Source organism: Methylophilus sp. DMC14 (assembly GCF_056314085.1).
Genome location: NZ_JBQUZA010000005.1, coordinates 151,274 through 168,759 on the forward strand (window position 1 = coordinate 151,274; position 17,486 = coordinate 168,759).

Below are 17,486 nucleotides of genomic sequence, written 5' to 3' on the forward strand. Positions count from 1 at the left end.
CATCCCAGATGATTCAATCGCAAGAACTAAACGTAGAGTACCTCAATGATTTCGTACTCTTTCACACCGCCTGGAGACTGGATTTCAACGACTTCACCCTCAGACTTGCCAATCAGGCCACGTGCAATTGGCGAACTGACCGAGATTTTGCCATTTTTGATATCCGCTTCGTCCTCACCCACGATCTGGTAGGTTTTGGCATCGCCAGAATCCAGGTCTTCAAATCTCACAGTCGCACCAAACACCACACGGCCCTCTGCATTGAGCATGGTTGGATCAATGATTTGCAGGTTGGACAATTTCGCCTCCAGTTCGGCGATACGACCTTCGATAAAGCTCTGGCGCTCTTTGGCTGACTCATACTCTGCGTTCTCAGACAAGTCGCCTTGTGCCCGCGCTTCAGCGATCGCCTGGATAATATTGGGTCTATCCACCGCGCGCAAACGTTGTAATTCTTCTTTGAGCAATTCTGCACCTTTCACGGTGACAGGAATCTGATTGACTGCCATGATGAAAATACCTTCAAAAAATGAGTATAAAAAAAATAAACCACACCCGAATGAGCGTGGCTTATTTAAATATCAACTAAGCCTAGTGTATGTTAACCAAGGCGTTTGTGCAAGTCTTGCACCGAGTAGACATCCATATCCTTGCTTTGTGCCATGCCGATACAAGCGGCACGCGCACCCGCCAGGGTCGTGTAATAAGTCACCTTGTTCTGAAGCGCGCTGCGGCGGATCTCATACGAGTCAGTAATCGCCTTTTTGTCTTCTGTGACATTGACAATCAAACTGATCTCATCGTTCTTGATCATGTCGACAATATGCGGACGGCCTTCAGCGACTTTGTTCACCGGTGTCACCTCCAGACCTTGCTCGGCCAGTGCCCGCGCTGTGCCTTTGGTCGCCACTAGCGTGAAACCGAGTTTAACCAGGTCCTGCGCAATATCGATCACTTTTTTGTGATCTTCGTTACGTACGCTGATAAAAGCTCTACCACCAGTAGGCATCTTCACAGAGGCCCCCAATTGTGACTTCACAAAAGCCTCAGCAAAGGTGTTTCCTACGCCCATCACTTCACCGGTCGATTTCATTTCTGGGCCCAGGATGGTATCCACACCCGGAAACTTGATGAAGGGGAACACAGCTTCTTTCACCGAGTAATAAGGCGGAATCACTTCCTTGGTCACGCCTTGAGATTTCAGCGTCTGACCTGCCATGCAACGTGCCGCAATTTTGGCTAGCTGCAAGCCACAGGCTTTGGACACAAACGGCACGGTACGGGATGCGCGCGGGTTAACTTCGAGCACATATACCACATCGCCCTGCCCACTGTTCTGCACGGCAAACTGTACGTTCATCAGGCCTTTCACGCCCAGCGCTTTCGCCATTTGCACGGTTTGTCTGCGCAACTCATCTTGCAGGTCGTCGCTCAGGCTGTAAGGCGGCAGTGAGCAGGCAGAGTCACCAGAGTGCACACCGGCTTGTTCCACGTGCTGCATGATGCCGCCGATCAACACATCTTCACCGTCGCTCAAAGCATCCACGTCTACTTCAATCGCATCGTTCAGGAAGCGGTCCAGCAGGACGGGAGATTCATTAGATACCTTAACCGCTTCACGCATGTAGCGCTCCAACTGGCTTTGCTCATGCACGATTTCCATCGCGCGACCACCCAGCACATAAGAAGGACGCACCACCAACGGGTAACCGATTTCAGTTGCCAGGCGAATCGCCTCTTCTGGTGCACGCGCCGTGCGGTTTGGCGGCTGCTTCAGGTTCAGGCTATGCAGCATTTGCTGGAAGCGTTCACGGTCTTCTGCACGGTCAATCGCATCAGGCGTGGTCCCAATGATAGGCACGCCAGCTTTTTCGAGGTCACGCGCCAGCTTGAGCGGGGTTTGGCCGCCATACTGTACAATCACACCCACCGGTTTTTCGATGTTGACGATTTCGAGTACGTCTTCCAGTGTCACCGGCTCAAAATAGAGACGGTCAGAGGTGTCGTAATCGGTAGAGACGGTTTCAGGGTTACAGTTGACCATAATGGTTTCGTAACCATCTTCACGCATAGCAAACGCCGCGTGCACACAGCAATAGTCAAACTCGATACCCTGACCAATGCGGTTAGGCCCACCGCCCAACACCATGATTTTTTTCTTGTCCGACGGCTTGGACTCGCACTCTTCCTCATAGGTCGAGTACATATAAGCCGTATTGGTGGCAAACTCAGCCGCACAGGTATCTACGCGCTTGTAGACCGGGCGCACATTAAGCGCCTGACGGAAAGCACGCACTGCATGCTGGTCTGTGCTCAACAGCTTGGCCAGTCGACGGTCAGAGAAGCCTTTACGCTTGAGGCGGAACAGAGTCTCTTTGGTCAAATCCCCCATTGACTTACCTGACAATGACAATTCGAGTTTGATGATTTCTTCAATCTGCACGAGGAACCAGCGGTCGATTTTGGTGATATCAAACACTTCATCCACACTCATGCCCAAACGGAAGGCGTCCGCCACGTACCAGATACGCTCAGGACCGGGCTCACCCATTTCCTTGACAATACGGTCTTTGTCATCGGTGACCGAATCCAGACCATCCACACCGACTTCCAGACCGCGTAACGCTTTCTGGAAAGACTCCTGGAAGCTACGACCCATAGCCATGACTTCACCCACAGATTTCATCTGGGTCGTCAAGCGGCTATCCGCCTGCGGAAATTTCTCAAACGCAAAACGTGGCACTTTAGTAACCACATAGTCAATCGATGGCTCAAATGAAGCCGGGGTCTGACCGCCGGTGATTTCATTACGCAACTCGTCGAGCGTAAAACCCACCGCCAGTTTGGCCGCGACTTTGGCAATCGGAAAGCCTGTTGCTTTGGAGGCCAACGCAGATGAGCGAGACACCCGCGGGTTCATCTCAATCACAATCATGCGGCCATCGTTCGGGTTGATGGCAAACTGTACGTTGGAACCACCGGTATCGACCCCGATCTCACGCAATACGGCCAGTGAGGCATTCCGCATGATCTGGTATTCTTTATCGGTCAGGGTTTGTGCTGGCGCAACAGTAATACTGTCACCGGTATGCACGCCCATAGGATCCAGGTTTTCAATCGAACAGATAATGATGCAGTTATCCGCTTTGTCGCGTACCACTTCCATCTCGTATTCTTTCCAGCCCAGCAGCGACTCTTCGATCAGCAACTCGTTGGTTGGGGAGGCATCCAGGCCGCGCTCGCAAATGGCGATAAATTCTTCGCGATTGTAGGCGATGCCACCACCACTGCCGCCCATGGTGAACGAAGGGCGAATAATCGCCGGATAACCAATCGTGGCCTGCACTTGCAAGGCTTCTTCGAGGCTGTGTGCAATCGCTGAACGTGCAGAACCCAGGCCAATTTTGGTCATGGCTTCTTTAAACTTTTGGCGGTCTTCGGCTTTATCAATCGCCTCTTTAGTCGCGCCGATCAGTTCCACATTGTATTTCTGCAAGACGCCGTGCTTGTCCAGATCGAGGGCACAGTTCAATGCCGTTTGCCCACCCATGGTTGGCAGCAAGGCATCAGGACGTTCTTTTTCAATAATTTTTTCGACGATTTGCCAGGTAATGGGCTCGATGTAAGTCGCATCCGCCATTTCCGGGTCCGTCATGATGGTGGCTGGATTGGAGTTGACCAAAATGACCCGGTAACCCTCTTCACGCAAGGCTTTACAGGCTTGTGCGCCAGAGTAATCAAACTCACAGGCTTGACCAATGACAATCGGACCTGCACCGATAATCAGAATACTTTTAATGTCGGTTCTTTTTGCCATTAGATGGACTTTCTTTCTTGCATTAACTGGATAAAGCGATCAAACAACACGCTCATTTCTTGCGGGCCTGGGCTGGCTTCCGGGTGTCCCTGGAAGCTGAAAGCGGGCTTGTCTGTACGCGCGATCCCTTGCAGGCTGCCATCAAACAATGACACATGCGTCACCTTGACATTGGCAGGCAGCGTCGCCGGGTCAGCCGCAAAACCATGGTTCTGGCTGGTGATATACACACGCTTGCTTTCCACATCCTGTACAGGATGGTTGGCACCGTGATGACCAAATTTCATTTTCAGGGTTTTTGCACCACTGGCCAATGCCAGCAACTGGTGGCCCAGACAAATCCCAAAAGTGGGGATGCCTGAATCCACCAAGGTTTTGATCGCTTTAATTGCGTAATCACAAGGCTCAGGATCACCAGGGCCGTTAGACAGGAAAATGCCATCTGGCTGATAGGCCAAGGCTTGTTCGGCAGTTGCCTGGGCCGGCAAAACGGTGACTTTACAGCCACGTGAAACCAGCATGCGCAGAATGTTGCGTTTCACACCATAGTCAAACGCCACTACATGAAACTGTTGCTCAGCCGATTTGCTAAAGCCCGCGCCTAATTGCCATTCCTGCTCGGTAAACTCATAGGCTTGTGTACAGCTCACCACTTTAGCCAGATCCATCCCGGCAAGCCCAGGGAAGCCCTGTGCATGGGCCAATGCCTGTGCCTCATCCACATGCTCACCCGCCATAATACAGCCGGCTTGCGCACCCTTCTGACGCAAAATACGGGTCAACTTGCGCGTATCGATATCAGCAATCGCCACTACATTGTTGGTCTTGAGATAATAGGAAAGATTTTGTTCACTGCGGAAATTGCTTTCCAATAAGGGCAGGTCACGAATAATCAGACCCGCAGCATAGACTTTGCCAGATTCCACATCTTCGCTATTGGTACCATAGTTACCAATATGCGGATAAGTCAATGTGACAATTTGTTCGGTATAGGAAGGATCGGTAAGAATTTCCTGATAACCGGTGATGGAAGTATTGAACACCACCTCACCGACTGTATGACCGGAAGCGCCAATGCTCATGCCCTTAAAAACAGTTCCATCTGCTAACACTAAAATCGCTGGAATTGTTTTTGACACCTTTAGCTCCTTAAGTTTGAATCGAAACACATCTTTTGAAGGTCGCAACATGCCTGCGAGGGCCCTATGCAGCGGTGAGTAGATGTGCAAAACGGGAAAAGTTTTTTGGACTCTTCCCGTTCAGAATTGCGGCATTATAGCCTAGATTAAAGCCTCACTCAAGGGCGAGGTATTGTCAGAGGATGTTAAAGCATGATGATTGCCCGCGTGAAATCAGCGGCTTAACCATCAATTCTTGTCAAAGCCAAGCACATCTCGCATATCAAACAAACCGGCCTGTTGGGGTGCCAGAAACTTGGCAGCGCGCAACGCGCCCTGGGCAAAGGTCGCCCGGCTGGAGGCCTTGTGCGTTAACTCTACACGCTCACCCACACCCGCCAGGACCACCGTATGATCGCCCACCACATCGCCACCGCGCAGGGTTGCGAAGCCTATGGTGCCCGCTTCACGCTCACCAGTGACACCTTCACGCGCATACACGGCACAATCCTTCAGCGCCTTGTCTATGCCTTTGGCAGCGGCTTCGCCCAAGCGCAGTGCTGTGCCAGACGGCGCATCGACTTTATGGCGATGGTGCATTTCGACGACTTCGATATCGTAGCCTTGGTTCAATACACGCGCGGCTTGTTCAACCAAGTTAATCAGCAAGGTGACACCCACGCTCATATTGGGCGCAAACACAATCCCGATATTTTTGGCAGCCGCTTCGATGCTAGCTTTCTCAGTTTCGCTAAACCCTGTGGTGCCAATCACCAGCTTCACCTGCGCCTGCTGACACGCTTGCAAATATTGCATACTGGCTTCAGGACGGGTGAAGTCCACCAGCACATCAGCTCCCTTCAATGCAGATTCAACATCAGAAGTAATCTTGACGCCACTCAACTTGCCAAACTGCTCACCAGCATCTCGACCAATCATGGCACTTTCAGCACGATCCAAGGCCGCATGCAGCTGCAAGCCAGGATCAGAAAAAACGCCTTCGAGCAGCGCATGCCCCATACGTCCAGACACGCCTGCAATCACCACTTTCAACATAACTCGCTCAACTTACTGTTTTATATACTATTTTAGACAAACGGATTAAAAACCGATTTGCTCCAATACGCCATCCAGATGCTCTGCGCTACCTTCTGGCGCCGTCACCTGTTGCTTGCTGGCTGGCAGTTCTGCACCATTGCCAGCACTTTCACGCACGATCAACCAGCGCTTGCTAGCGTTATCCAGCTTGAGCTGCAGACGTTTGACCATTTCGTCGCGATAGGCTTTAGAAGCATACTTCTGATTGAAGGTAACAACTGCATTATCCCCTTCCCGTGCCACGCTCAAATCACTGATTTCGAGCGTGATTTTACCTTGCAGTGGAGACAGGCGTTTTTTACGTTGCGCCTCCCAAGCTCCTCGACTAGGCAACCCGTCTGGCACAAACTCAGGCGAGTAAGCAGCAAAATAAGCATTCACATTTTTGTTTCGCCAAGCCTGCGCCCAGGCATCCACGGCCGCCTCTACACTGACTTCAGGGGTAGTGGCTGGAGGTTGTGTTGCCACTTCAGCCTGGTCCATGGCAGGGGCAACCGTCGGCGTTTCGGCCAACATCACCTTGGGCGTTGCTGCTACTGCAGCCACGGCTGGAATCGTTGCCGTACGCTCACGCGTAATTAACCAGCGTTTTTGGCTAGGCTCATAACGCATTTCAAGCGTCTTATTCAGCACATCTTTGTAAGTCTTGGCCGAATATTTTTGTTCAAATTGCACTACCGCAGAAATACCATCCCGCTGCACCACAATATTATTCAATACCAGTGTGATTGGGCCCTGACCAGGAGAAAGACGCTGCTTGCGTTGTGCCTCCCATGCCGCTTTACTGGGCAAGTTTTCTGGCACAAAGTCAGACGCATAGGCAGCAAGATAGGTTTTAATATTCTTACTACGCCAGGCCTGCGCCCAATTGGCGACTGACTGATTAATCTCAGCATCACCGACAGCGGCAGAAGGCTCAGCAGCATTTTCTGCCACGGTCGCCACAGTAGGCTCGGCTGGCTTGGCAAGCACAGCTTCTGGTGGTAATACAGGCGTGACAGGGGCAGCCGCCAGACTTTCAGACTGAGGAGTGGCAGCGGGTTCAGCAACAACAGGTGCCACTGCAATCGCGGCGGCAGGGCTGCTTGGTGTCACAGGCTCTTTAGCTGAAGGCGTTTGCGCAACGGATTCTTTGACAGCTGGTTTTAAAACCGAAGGTGGTGGTGGAGGTGGCAACTCTGGTTCAGGTTCTGGCAACTGCTCAGCAATAAATGTAGGCGCTGGCTCGCTGGCTGCTTCTGCTTTTGGGGCAACACCTTTTTCAGTCACTTGATGCGCTTGGGCATCCGTCGCAGGCAGATTGGCTTCAGCCATATTGCCCTTGATCATCTCCTGTTCTGTAGGGATAACAGGCGCGACATATTCCCCTTCAGGAATATAAGGGATAACCTCGTCATCTTCAGTCATGCTCACTGCCGCCGGAGGTGGAGCTGGCTTAGCCACCGGCGCAACAGGCACGGGCTTGCTTTGCGGTTTAGATGCGATTGATTTTTTGCTGTTTTTTGACTTAGGGGCGGCCTCAGCAACAGCAACGGTAGCGGCCGTCGCGGCGACCGCGGCCGATGGACTTACGACAGGTGCTTTTGCTACAGGTGTGCTTATCGCAGGAGGAGTACTCGCGGTGGAAGCTGCGCTTGCTGCGGGCTGCAATTCAGCCGCAGGTGCTACCGCAGCAGGCGGTGTAGCATCCTGTTCAAAGACAGGTGGCGGCTCGACGGTGTCTGCAATTTGGGCCGCCATGTTTTTTTCATTCATGGCCTGCGTACTGGCCGTCAGGGCCGGAGTACTCGCCTCTGCCGGATTCGCTTTCACCATTTCTTGCGGCGCAGGGGCTGCCTTATATTCCCCCTCAGGGATATGCGGCACAATTTCTTCATCGGCCATCTGCTGCGCAGTGACAGCTGGTTGCGCTGGTGCAGGAGGGGTTGCAGTGACCGCTTTATTGGCTGAGTCCGCTTTGGCTGGCTTAGCTTCGTTCGCTTGAGCATCACCCTCCCAGAATTTCAGCTTGTCCGCCCAGGACTCCTCTTTCGGCGCTTCAGCTTTTTTGACCGGAGCTTCTACAATGGTTTTGATGTCCGGGTTCTCTGCCGAAGGAATCACATCGCCACGCACAGCCACCAGGCTGTCCTTATCAAAATCCAGAATGACCCGACGTTTCTCAACAATTTGGCCTTGCTGGCGTAACTCGTAAAAATAGTCCCAGCGATTATCACTGAAACTATCTACGATGAGCGGTGTCCCCATAATGTAGCGGACTTGCGAACGGTTCATACCCGGCCGCAATTGCATTAGCATTTTTGAGGTCACCACATTGCCCTGCTGGATGTCCATCTTGAATGGTTTCATTGATGGAAGCTTGGCGCCGCACCCACTCTCCAGAGATGCGACAACCAACACAAATAAGATAGAATTACGCATTGGATTCACTTTATAATCGGTATATTCATTACATACATTAATATACCACGTAGTTTCGCGAATCAAGTACGCCATACTACTTAACCCTCGGACAAAAATTATGCATGATCCTAAAGACCTCAAAAATGCAGGCCTCAAAGCAACACTGCCCCGTTTAAAAATTCTGGAGCTATTTGAAAACAGCGAGCAGCGCCACCTGTCCGCGGAGGATATCTACAAGATCATGATCACCAACGGCGAAGACGTGGGCTTGGCAACGGTCTACCGCGTGTTAACGCAATTTGAGCAGGCAGGCTTGCTGGTACGCCATCACTTTGAGAGTGGCAAAGCCGTGTTTGAAATGAATGAAGGCACTCACCATGATCATATTGTCTGCATCAAATGTGGCCGGGTAGAAGAGTTTTATGATGAAGAGATCGAAAAGAGACAGAAAGCTGCCGCCGAAAAATATGGCTTTAGCATGCAAGACCACTCTTTAACTATTTATGGGACATGTACAAAAACGTCTTGTAACGAATCCTGATATTAAACCATCAACTATTCAGGTCTTAACACCGACCTGGATACGCTTGATTGTCAGCCTCGATCAGAGGCATGTTAAGTCCACAGATTCACATGCATAGTGCTGCTGGTTTTCCACCTATCGCCAGTGCCGGCGCCCGCATCCTGATTCTGGGTTCTCTGCCTGGAGTGACCTCCCTGCGGCAACATCAATATTATGCGCACCCGCAAAACGCGTTCTGGCACATCATGGAAACATTATTCGGGATTCCAAAACAAACGGCTTATGCGCAACGCTGTGAACAGTTGCAATCAATTAAATTGGCGGTATGGGATGTGTGTCACTCGGCCAGCCGACCTGGCAGCCTGGATAGTGCGATTGTCGCGAAGTCTGTGATTGCAAATGATATTCCAGGCTTACTCAAACACATTCCAACCATAGAATGTATTGCCTTTAATGGTCAAGCGGCGGCAAAGCTCTTTAAAAAGCATGTTGTTTTAGAGACCACGATCCCGCAGATCACCCTGCCTTCAACAAGCCCGGCCCACGCCAGACTGAGTGTTGCGCAAAAGCTTGCACAATGGCAAACGCTACAAGTCAGGCTGTCACACCCAGCATTTCTTTCGCATGCTGGCGAGTCGCCTCGGTAATCTGCAAACCACCCAGCATACGCGCGATTTCTTCAATCCGTTCATGTGCATTGAGCGCATGAATCCTGCTCAAGGTCACGCCTTGCTGTTCAGACTTGCTGACTTGCAAATGTTGTTGCGCCTGCGAGGCCACTTGCGCCAAGTGGGTGATGACCAGCACCTGCCTGTGTTGACCGAGTTCACGCAACAAACGGCCCACCACTTCGGCCACTCCGCCACCAATGCCCACATCCACTTCATCAAAAATCATGCAGGGTACAGTGCCTAATGACGCGGTGGTCACTTGCAAGGCCAGACTGATCCGCGACAACTCGCCGCCTGACGCGACTTTATTGAGCGGCCGCGGCTCGACCCCGGCATGACCAGCCACCATAAATTCCACTTGTTCCAGGCCATAGGCAGCCGGTTCGCCCGGCGTCAGACTCACCGCAAAACGACCGCCTTTGAGTGACAGTACCTGCATTTGTCCGGTGATGGTCTCGGATAAGGCTTGCGCCGCCTGGTGTCTGATAGCAGACAGTGCGGCGGCTTGTTGCTGATAAGTCTGCCATGCTGCCTGCACCTGTTTTGCCAAGACACCATCATCGGCAAACCTTTCCAGCTCAGCCATCCGGCTTTGCTGCTGTTGCAACAGTGCTGGCAACTCATCCGGCTTGACCCGATACTTGCGGGCCGCGGTGTGGATCGTCTGAATACGGGACTCCACCTCAGCCAAACGCTCGGGATCAAGTTCACTTTTTTGCAAATGCCGATTGAGTGCACGACTCGCTTCTTCGAGCTGAATCACCGCCGAATCGACCGTTTCTGCAATTGGTTGCAATCCGGCATCGATGACTTGCAATTCAGCGAGCTTGCTTTGCACTTGCGACAACAAATCCAGCGCATTGACCTCCTCGCCTTCACTCATCATCTGCAAGCTCGCCTCCATGCCAGTCAGCAGACTGGCACCATGACTGAGCCTGACGTGCTCTTGCTGCAAGGCCAGCCACTCTTCTGCCGCAAAGCCTAGCTGTGATAACTCCCGCGTACTGTCACGCAACAGGGCCAATTCGTCTGCATACTCACTGGCATTTTTCTCGAATGCCAACTGTTGCTGATGCACTTGAAACCAGGCTTTATAACTTTTAGTCACGTCTTTGGCCAGAGGCACTGCCTGCGCATAGGCATCCAGAATTTCTCGCTGGGTGGCCATTTTTAACAAGGAGTGATGTGCATTCTGGCTGTAGATATCAATCAGCGTCTCCCCGATTTCACGCAACTGCCCGACGGTTGCAGAAACACCGTTAATAAAGGCACGGCTGCGGCCATCGGCATAAATCACGCGCCGCAGAATCAAGCTGTCATCAACGGCCATTTCTTGTGCACGCAGCCAGTCTGCAGCCGCCTGGTTACCCGAAATATCAAACGTGGTGGAAATCTCGGCTTTGTCACAGTCCTTGCGCGTCACATCGCCTTCGTTCCTGGCGCCCAGACTCAGCGACAGCGCATCAATCAAAATCGATTTGCCTGCACCTGTCTCGCCGGTGAGTGCCGTGTAGCCTGCCGAGAACTCCAGTTCCAGCGCATCAACAATGACAAAATCTCGAATAGATAGGGCTTGTAACATAGATGGTTAAACGGGCGCATTAGCCCCAGTTGAGTTTGTTGCGTAACATATCAAAATAGCAGTAGTCTTGAGGGTGCACGAGCCGAATCGACTGCTCAGCGCGCGCAATACGCACATGGTCTCCGGCGGCCAAGGGGAATTGGCCTTGGCCATCATAACTCATCTGAGCGTCCGCCGCGCTGACCACAATCACCTCAATCACACTGTCCGCAGGCACGGTGATCGGCCGATAACTGAGGGTGTGCGGACTGATAGGCACGATCGAAATCGCCTCCAGATCGGGATGCATAATCGGCCCGCCGGCAGATAAGCCATATGCGGTTGTCCCGGTCGGCGTGGTCAAAATCAGGCCATCCGAACGCTGTCTTGACACAAACTGACCATCCACATGCACCTCAAGCTCAATCAGGCGAAAGGCGCTTTTAATCACCACATCGTTTAAGGCAACCACAGGCAAAATCTGGCTGCCCGCTCTGGTCACCACTGAATGCAGTAACATGCGTGACTCAAGCTGAAAATGACCCTGTAAAATCTCGTCAATCTCGTCCAGCATCTGGTCCGTTTGCAAGTCAGTCAAAAAGCCGAGCCGCCCGCGATTAATGCCAATCAAGGGCACGCCGGTTTCACGCAAAGCACGGCCGACGCTCAGCATGGTTCCATCGCCGCCCATGACAATCACCAAATCGGCTTTGCTGCCTATCTGCTCTAGCGAGGCCTGCTCAAAACCTTCTTGTTCCACATAGGCTGCGGTATTGGCTTCCACACAAACATGCAGCCCCTTGGCTAACAAGTGATGTGCCAAGCGGGTCAAATCACTTTGCATTTGCTGCAAGGCAGCAGTGTCCATATACTTGCCGACAATGGCAACTGAGCGGAATGTAGATTGCATGCCGCATTAAAGCATAGAAGCCCTGAACTGAAAAGCTAAAGGGGCTGTTATCCCAGGCGCAAATGATGCAAAATCTAACTCATTCTAATGAGATCGTCTAAAGTGGATAAACGCGCGCAAATTTTGCTTAAAACCTTGGTAGAGCATTACATCAGTGAAGGGCAACCCATAGGCTCCCGCACCCTGCTCCAGCATTCTGGTCTGGATGTCAGCCCTGCGACAATACGTAACGTCATGAGTGACCTCGAACAATTGGGGTTTATTGCCAGTCCACATACCTCTGCGGGCAGAGTGCCCACCAAAAAAGGCTACCGCCTGTTTGTGGACTCGCTGATGACGGTACAGCCGCTTGATCAACGCGCCCTCGCCCAGCTTAAAACTGGACTATCCTCGCCCGACCCGCAAGCACTCATTAACAATGCGGCCGATATGCTCTCGCAACTGACCCAGTTTGCAGGCCTGGTCATGACGCCCAAGCGTAGCCGCAACGTGCTTAAACATCTTGAGTTTTTACATATCAATGACAAAAAAATACTCGTGATTCTGGTGACCGATGACGGCCAGGTACAAAACCGGATTGTCCTGACCGACCGCGCATTTAGTGCCAGTGAGCTCACCACGGCCAGCAATTATGTCAACAGCCACTGTCAGGGGCTCACCCTGGAAGAAGTACAGATCAAGCTCAAGCAGGAGCTACAACAAATGCAGGCAGACATCAATCACCTCATGTCTGCTGCGCTGGATGCTGCCAGCCAACCCGAGCCTTCAGAAAAAGAGGCGGTGGTGATTGCGGGCGAACGCAAACTGCTAGAAGTGAATGAGCTCTCAACCAACGTCGGCAGCTTACGCAAACTGTTTGAGATTTTTGAACGCCGCACGGCGCTCATGCAACTGCTTGATCAAAGTCAACGCGCCGATGGCGTGCAAATCTTTATCGGTGGCGAAAGTGGCTATCTGGCACTGGATGAATGCAGCCTGGTCACAGCGCCCTATGAAGTCGATGGTCAGGTCGTGGGGACGCTGGGCGTGATCGGCCCGACCCGAATGGCCTATGAGCGGATCATCCCGATTGTCGATATCACGGCCAAGCTGTTATCCAGCGCGCTCTCAAACTAAATAATATTGTCTGACAATACTAGGTTAATCATTCCGACACAGATATCAGCCACGGGCGGATAAACTTTCTCCTGCTGTTTTTTCACAATCCTGATTTAGATGCTCGTCAATCTTGCACAAAACGCTAGACACAAGCTCGTTTTTTTAATCACTCAGGAAGTTTGTTATGAAAAAATCCGCATTATTAGTTGCTATGTGCTTAAGTACTTTAGTCATTAATCCCTCGTATGCTGCCACCTATAATGCAACCCAAGCTGGCGGTGGTTATATTTTCAGCAATGCATTTAGTGGCAATACTAGCTTCAATGACTATATTTCGTTTAGCACAGATGGCTTACAACAAATCCTCACCAGCATTTCAGGTACAGGAGCCACCTTTCAGTTCAAGGAGTTTAACTTACTGGATGAAAACAAAAATCTGGTCATGAATGGTACGGTATTCAATTCCGGCTCCAATATTTCCTTTGGATTTACAAACAGCATTCAACAAGGTAGCTACTATCTCCAAGTCGTTGGACAGAGTACAGGTACAAATGCCAGCTATGCAGGGACCATTACCTTTGCCAACGCAGTGCCAGAACCTGAGTCCGCAGCGCTGATATTGGCGGGATTAGGCCTCTTAGGATTGAAACGCAGAAGACAAGCTTAAGCATGATTCAGCCTCCCTTGTTAGGGCAACGTTATGCTCTAACAAGGGCGATTTTGTTTCCGTTCACTTTCATAGGAAATATTCTCCCGTCAGATTCCTCTGACACACTAATCAGCTTAGATTGACTGCCTTCGCTCTGCTCACTTACTTAAAATAAACACATGTTTAATCCCTTTGGAGAGGAAATCATGAAAAAACCATCCCCTATCTCACTTCAGAAATCCCTGGTTTGGACTGCCCTGCTGGTCCTGACTCTGAGCACTTCTGCCTGTGGCTCTATGAGCACACGCGGTAAAAATACTGCCATTGGCGCGGGTGTAGGCGCAGTCGCGGGCGCAGTCTTAACTGGTGGCAGCTCCATCGGAACGGTCGGTGGTGCGGCGGTTGGTGGCGTGATTGGTAACCAGATTCACAAGAAATAACCTAGATCTAAACAAAGATTCTGGTCGCAAATCAGCCGCATGATTTGCGACCATATTAACTATCGCAACAACAAACGTCGGCACTTTTCAAAAGTAGGTGAGTCATAAAGGCACTTTTCACTTAAAATGCGTTCATGACTTACTACCAGCCAGAACCTGCTTACACCCACGGCAGTCAACCAAAAGTGGGTATCCTGTTAGCTAACCTGGGCACGCCTGACGCCCCCACGGCGAAAGCCTTGCGGCCTTACCTGCAGCAGTTTTTGATGGATAGACGCGTGGTCGAAATCCCGCGCTTTATCTGGTGCTGGATTCTGCATTGCATCATCCTGGTGATTCGCCCGAAAAAATCGGCAGAAAAATATGCCAGTGTGTGGACAGACCAAGGGTCACCGCTCATGGTTTATGCCCAGCAACAGAAAACCTTATTACAACAGAGTCTGGCTAAACAAATCAACAGCCCGTTTGCCGTCGAACTCGGCATGACCTATGGCAACCCCAGCATGAAAAGCGCCATTGACTCCCTCAAAGCTCAAGGCTGCGACCGCATTTTAGTATTCCCGCTCTACCCGCAATACGCGGCCAGCAGCACTGCTGCCGCGCTGGATGCCGTGTGGCGTGTACTGCTAAAAATGCGCAACGTGCCCGCCATCCGCACCATCAAGCACTACCACGATCATCCGCTGTATATTCAAGCACTCGCCAGCCATATCAAAACCTACTGGCAACAACATGGCCAGCCAGAAAAACTCGTGATGAGCTTTCACGGCGTGCCTAAATTCCACCTGATGAAAGGCGACCCCTACCACTGCGAATGCCATAAAACCGGACGCTTGCTGGCAGAGGCCTTAGGCTTAAGCAAAGACCAATATCAAATCGCCTTCCAGTCCCGTTTCGGTCGTCAGGAATGGTTGCAACCTTACCTCGCCAACACGCTAGACGCCTTGGGTAAACAACAACTCAAACGCGTAGATGTCGTTTGTCCCGGCTTTAGCAGCGACTGCCTGGAAACCTTGGAAGAAATTGCCATGGAAGGTAAACACTTATTCCAATCGGTTGGCGGTGGGGAGTATCACTATATCCCTGCACTCAATAGCGAAGCGGTCTGGATTGAAGCGATGCGCGATATTGCGCTGGAGCATTTGCAGGGTTGGGTGAGTAATGAGTTTGACTCAGCAAAAGCATCAGCTGAAGCACAAGCGAGTAAACAACACGCTTTGGCAATGGGCGCTGAAAAATAACGCTGCGGCTCGAACATCACATTTTTTAAACATTTAAAAGCCCTCATGACTGACATGTCATTTTCCAGCATCTAACTTGGCTGCACGTCAAAAGGATGAAAACACTGGCCAAAGCTTCGCTATCTAGATGGCCAGTGTTGGTGGAGAGAGCGCCGTGATGTTGAGTCAAAAAATTAGTATCAGCATTTATCTGCCTGAGAACCGTGCACAAAGATAGCAAATCTATCTCCAGCATTTTGCACCAAGTATAAAAACTCATTTCAGCGTCCATTCGCATTGGTCTTGCTTACAGCGCTCGCCTATTCCACTGCCAGCCCTCCCCAATTACGCGTTATAATCGCGTTTTAACGTTTTTATCGTTCCCCTATGATCATTATCACCGGTGGTGCAGGCATGATTGGTTCTATCATGGCTTGGCATTTAAACAACAAACTGGGTCGGCAAGACCTGGTGATTGTTGACCGTATCACGCATGAAAACCAGTGGCAAAACCTGGTACACAGGCACTATGCCGAATACCTGGATAAAGACCAGCTGTTTGAGTTTCTCGAAGAAAATGATGAGATCACGGCAGTGATTCATATGGGGGCGATCAGCGCAACCACCGAGCGTGACTTTAACAAGCTGGTGGCGGATAACATGCATTATTCGCAAGACTTGTGGTCCTGGTGTGCCGAGTATGAGGTGCCGTTTTTCTACGCCAGCTCTGCGGCCACGTATGGCGGTGGTGAACAAGGCTATGACGATGCCAGCATTGAGAACTTGCGGCCATTAAACGGCTATGGCTACTCCAAGCACTTTTTTGACCAGTGGGTGTTGCAGCAAGTCGCACAAAAGCAAGCTACCCCGCCCGCTTGGGCTGGATTCAAGTTTTTTAACGTCTACGGGCCGAATGAATATCACAAAGAGCGCATGGCCAGCGTAGCGTATCACACGTTTAACCAGTTTAGCGAAACCGGAACCATGCGCCTGTTTAAAGGCACCAAAGAAGGCATAGAGGATGGCATGCAGTTGCGTGACTTTGTCTATGTGAAAGACGTGGCGGATGTGATGGGATTCTTCCTCGAAGCGGCATTAAAAAACAAACCGGTGGCCAATGCGATTTACAACATAGGCACTGGCCAGGCGCGCAGCTTTAAAGACCTGGCAACCAACGTGATGACCAGCATGGGCCGCGAGCCCAACATCACGTATATTGATATGCCGCAAGACCTGCAGGGCAAATATCAGTACTTTACCCAGGCGGAGATGAAGAAGCTGCGCGATGCGGGATATAAAAAGCCGTTTACCTCGCTGGAGGAAGGCGTCAAAGACTATGTGCAAAACTATTTGATGCAAGACGACCCTTACGCATAAGTCATCAAACAATTGAGCGATAGATTGTGAGCGATATGAACCATATTGAATACCTCAAAGGCGAACACGCCGCCCATATGGCGATGTTTCAGGCGCTGGAGCCCTTGTTTCCACTCATCAGCGATGTCGGCAACTTGCTGCGTGACTGTATTGCGCGTGGGGGCAAGATTCTGCTGTGTGGCAATGGCGGCAGTGCGGCAGATAGCCAGCATATTGCAGCAGAGATTGTCGGCCGCTTTAAAAAAGAGCGCAAGGGTCTGCCCTCGATTGCACTGACGACAGACACCTCCATCCTGACCTCAGTAGGCAACGATTATGGCTATGACTATATATTCGCCCGTCAGGTAGAAGCCCTCTGTCGCCCGGAGGATGTGCTGATCGGCCTCACCACCAGCGGCAATAGCGCCAATGTGGTCCGTGCCATTGAAACCGCCAATGAAATTGGGGCCACCACCATAGGTATGACTGGCGGCACAGGTGGCAAGTTAAATGCCCTGTGCAAGCACAATATTGTGGTGCCATCCAGCGTGACTGCACGCATCCAGGAAGCGCACATTTTTATCGGCCACAGTTTGTGCGAGATTCTGGAGTCTTAAGTCTG

At 51.3% G+C, this 17,486-nt stretch carries 15 protein-coding genes; 8 read left to right on the forward strand and 7 right to left on the reverse strand.

Features of this window, described 5'->3' with window-relative positions:
* Positions 1-26: 26 nt before the first annotated feature.
* The 5 genes from greA to ACT53C_RS11390 all read right to left on the reverse strand — a co-directional run bounded on the left by greA (position 27) and on the right by ACT53C_RS11390 (position 8,454).
* Complete coding sequence (gene greA / locus ACT53C_RS11370) at positions 27-509, reverse strand: transcription elongation factor GreA (protein WP_194747123.1); 483 nt, start codon at positions 507-509, stop codon at positions 27-29.
* A gap of 92 nt (positions 510-601) precedes the next feature.
* Positions 602-3,817 (reverse strand): carbamoyl-phosphate synthase large subunit, encoded by a 3,216-nt coding sequence (gene carB, locus ACT53C_RS11375; protein WP_476146244.1) that lies wholly within the window; start codon positions 3,815-3,817, stop codon positions 602-604.
* Entirely contained in the window at positions 3,817-4,956 is a 1,140-nt protein-coding gene (gene carA, locus ACT53C_RS11380; RefSeq protein WP_476146246.1) for a glutamine-hydrolyzing carbamoyl-phosphate synthase small subunit, read from the reverse strand. Before carA ends, carB begins: the two co-directional genes overlap by 1 nt.
* A gap of 228 nt (positions 4,957-5,184) precedes the next feature.
* Entirely contained in the window at positions 5,185-5,991 is an 807-nt protein-coding gene (dapB, locus tag ACT53C_RS11385; RefSeq protein WP_379077573.1) for a 4-hydroxy-tetrahydrodipicolinate reductase, read from the reverse strand.
* 45 nt (positions 5,992-6,036) lie between these two features.
* A complete protein-coding gene (locus ACT53C_RS11390) occupies positions 6,037-8,454 on the reverse strand; it encodes a L,D-transpeptidase Cds6 family protein (protein WP_476146248.1) in 2,418 nt (805 codons plus the stop codon).
* Between the two features lie 100 nt (positions 8,455-8,554).
* On the opposite strand from ACT53C_RS11390, the gene fur reads away from it, so the two are divergent.
* A complete protein-coding gene (gene fur / locus ACT53C_RS11395; RefSeq protein ID WP_194747128.1) occupies positions 8,555-8,977 on the forward strand; it encodes a ferric iron uptake transcriptional regulator in 423 nt (140 codons plus the stop codon).
* A 92-nt stretch (positions 8,978-9,069) separates the two neighbouring features.
* Positions 9,070-9,606 (forward strand): DNA-deoxyinosine glycosylase, encoded by a 537-nt coding sequence (locus ACT53C_RS11400; protein WP_476146250.1) that lies wholly within the window; start codon positions 9,070-9,072, stop codon positions 9,604-9,606.
* On the opposite strand, the gene recN is transcribed toward ACT53C_RS11400, so the two are convergent.
* Together recN and ACT53C_RS11410 are read right to left on the reverse strand one after the other, a co-directional pair.
* On the reverse strand, positions 9,554-11,212 hold the full coding sequence (gene recN, locus ACT53C_RS11405) for a DNA repair protein RecN (protein WP_476146252.1): 1,659 nt from the start codon (positions 11,210-11,212) through the stop codon (positions 9,554-9,556). The genes ACT53C_RS11400 and recN overlap by 53 nt on opposite strands.
* A gap of 19 nt (positions 11,213-11,231) precedes the next feature.
* A complete protein-coding gene (locus ACT53C_RS11410) occupies positions 11,232-12,101 on the reverse strand; it encodes an NAD(+) kinase (RefSeq protein WP_275356929.1) in 870 nt (289 codons plus the stop codon).
* Between the two features lie 87 nt (positions 12,102-12,188).
* Between ACT53C_RS11410 and hrcA the strand changes: the two genes are divergently transcribed.
* From hrcA to ACT53C_RS11440, 6 genes are all read left to right on the forward strand, one after another.
* Complete coding sequence (gene hrcA, locus ACT53C_RS11415) at positions 12,189-13,217, forward strand: heat-inducible transcriptional repressor HrcA (protein ID WP_194747132.1); 1,029 nt, start codon at positions 12,189-12,191, stop codon at positions 13,215-13,217.
* A 166-nt stretch (positions 13,218-13,383) separates the two neighbouring features.
* The gene (locus ACT53C_RS11420) at positions 13,384-13,866 is read left to right on the forward strand and encodes an FxDxF family PEP-CTERM protein (RefSeq protein WP_476146255.1); all 483 of its coding nucleotides are present in this window, start codon (positions 13,384-13,386) and stop codon (positions 13,864-13,866) included.
* A gap of 188 nt (positions 13,867-14,054) precedes the next feature.
* Positions 14,055-14,288, forward strand: a complete 234-nt coding sequence (locus ACT53C_RS11425; protein ID WP_476146257.1) for a glycine zipper 2TM domain-containing protein — start codon at positions 14,055-14,057, stop codon at positions 14,286-14,288.
* A 134-nt stretch (positions 14,289-14,422) separates the two neighbouring features.
* On the forward strand, positions 14,423-15,529 hold the full coding sequence (hemH, locus tag ACT53C_RS11430) for a ferrochelatase (protein ID WP_476146258.1): 1,107 nt from the start codon (positions 14,423-14,425) through the stop codon (positions 15,527-15,529).
* 366 nt (positions 15,530-15,895) lie between these two features.
* Positions 15,896-16,885: an ADP-glyceromanno-heptose 6-epimerase gene (gene rfaD, locus ACT53C_RS11435; protein WP_476146260.1), complete on the forward strand. Its 990-nt coding sequence runs from the start codon at positions 15,896-15,898 to the stop codon at positions 16,883-16,885.
* A gap of 35 nt (positions 16,886-16,920) precedes the next feature.
* Positions 16,921-17,481: a D-sedoheptulose 7-phosphate isomerase gene (locus tag ACT53C_RS11440; RefSeq protein WP_194747137.1), complete on the forward strand. Its 561-nt coding sequence runs from the start codon at positions 16,921-16,923 to the stop codon at positions 17,479-17,481.
* Positions 17,482-17,486 lie beyond the last annotated feature (5 nt).

Excerpts from the sequence above, each read along its gene's own strand:
- rfaD (WP_476146260.1), top strand. The coding sequence starts at position 15,896 with ATGATCATTATCACCGGTGGTGCAGGCATGATTGGTTCTATCATGGCT.
- recN (WP_476146252.1), bottom strand. The coding sequence starts at position 11,212 with ATGTTACAAGCCCTATCTATTCGAGATTTTGTCATTGTTGATGCGCTG.
- dapB (WP_379077573.1), bottom strand. The coding sequence starts at position 5,991 with ATGTTGAAAGTGGTGATTGCAGGCGTGTCTGGACGTATGGGGCATGCG.
- hemH (WP_476146258.1), top strand. The coding sequence starts at position 14,423 with ATGACTTACTACCAGCCAGAACCTGCTTACACCCACGGCAGTCAACCA.
- ACT53C_RS11420 (WP_476146255.1), top strand. The coding sequence starts at position 13,384 with ATGAAAAAATCCGCATTATTAGTTGCTATGTGCTTAAGTACTTTAGTC.
- ACT53C_RS11410 (WP_275356929.1), bottom strand. The coding sequence starts at position 12,101 with ATGCAATCTACATTCCGCTCAGTTGCCATTGTCGGCAAGTATATGGAC.
- greA (WP_194747123.1), bottom strand. The coding sequence starts at position 509 with ATGGCAGTCAATCAGATTCCTGTCACCGTGAAAGGTGCAGAATTGCTC.
- ACT53C_RS11390 (WP_476146248.1), bottom strand. The coding sequence starts at position 8,454 with ATGCGTAATTCTATCTTATTTGTGTTGGTTGTCGCATCTCTGGAGAGT.
- ACT53C_RS11425 (WP_476146257.1), top strand. The coding sequence starts at position 14,055 with ATGAAAAAACCATCCCCTATCTCACTTCAGAAATCCCTGGTTTGGACT.
- carB (WP_476146244.1), bottom strand. The coding sequence starts at position 3,817 with ATGGCAAAAAGAACCGACATTAAAAGTATTCTGATTATCGGTGCAGGT.
- ACT53C_RS11400 (WP_476146250.1), top strand. The coding sequence starts at position 9,070 with ATGCATAGTGCTGCTGGTTTTCCACCTATCGCCAGTGCCGGCGCCCGC.
- hrcA (WP_194747132.1), top strand. The coding sequence starts at position 12,189 with ATGAGATCGTCTAAAGTGGATAAACGCGCGCAAATTTTGCTTAAAACC.
- fur (WP_194747128.1), top strand. The coding sequence starts at position 8,555 with ATGCATGATCCTAAAGACCTCAAAAATGCAGGCCTCAAAGCAACACTG.
- ACT53C_RS11440 (WP_194747137.1), top strand. The coding sequence starts at position 16,921 with ATGAACCATATTGAATACCTCAAAGGCGAACACGCCGCCCATATGGCG.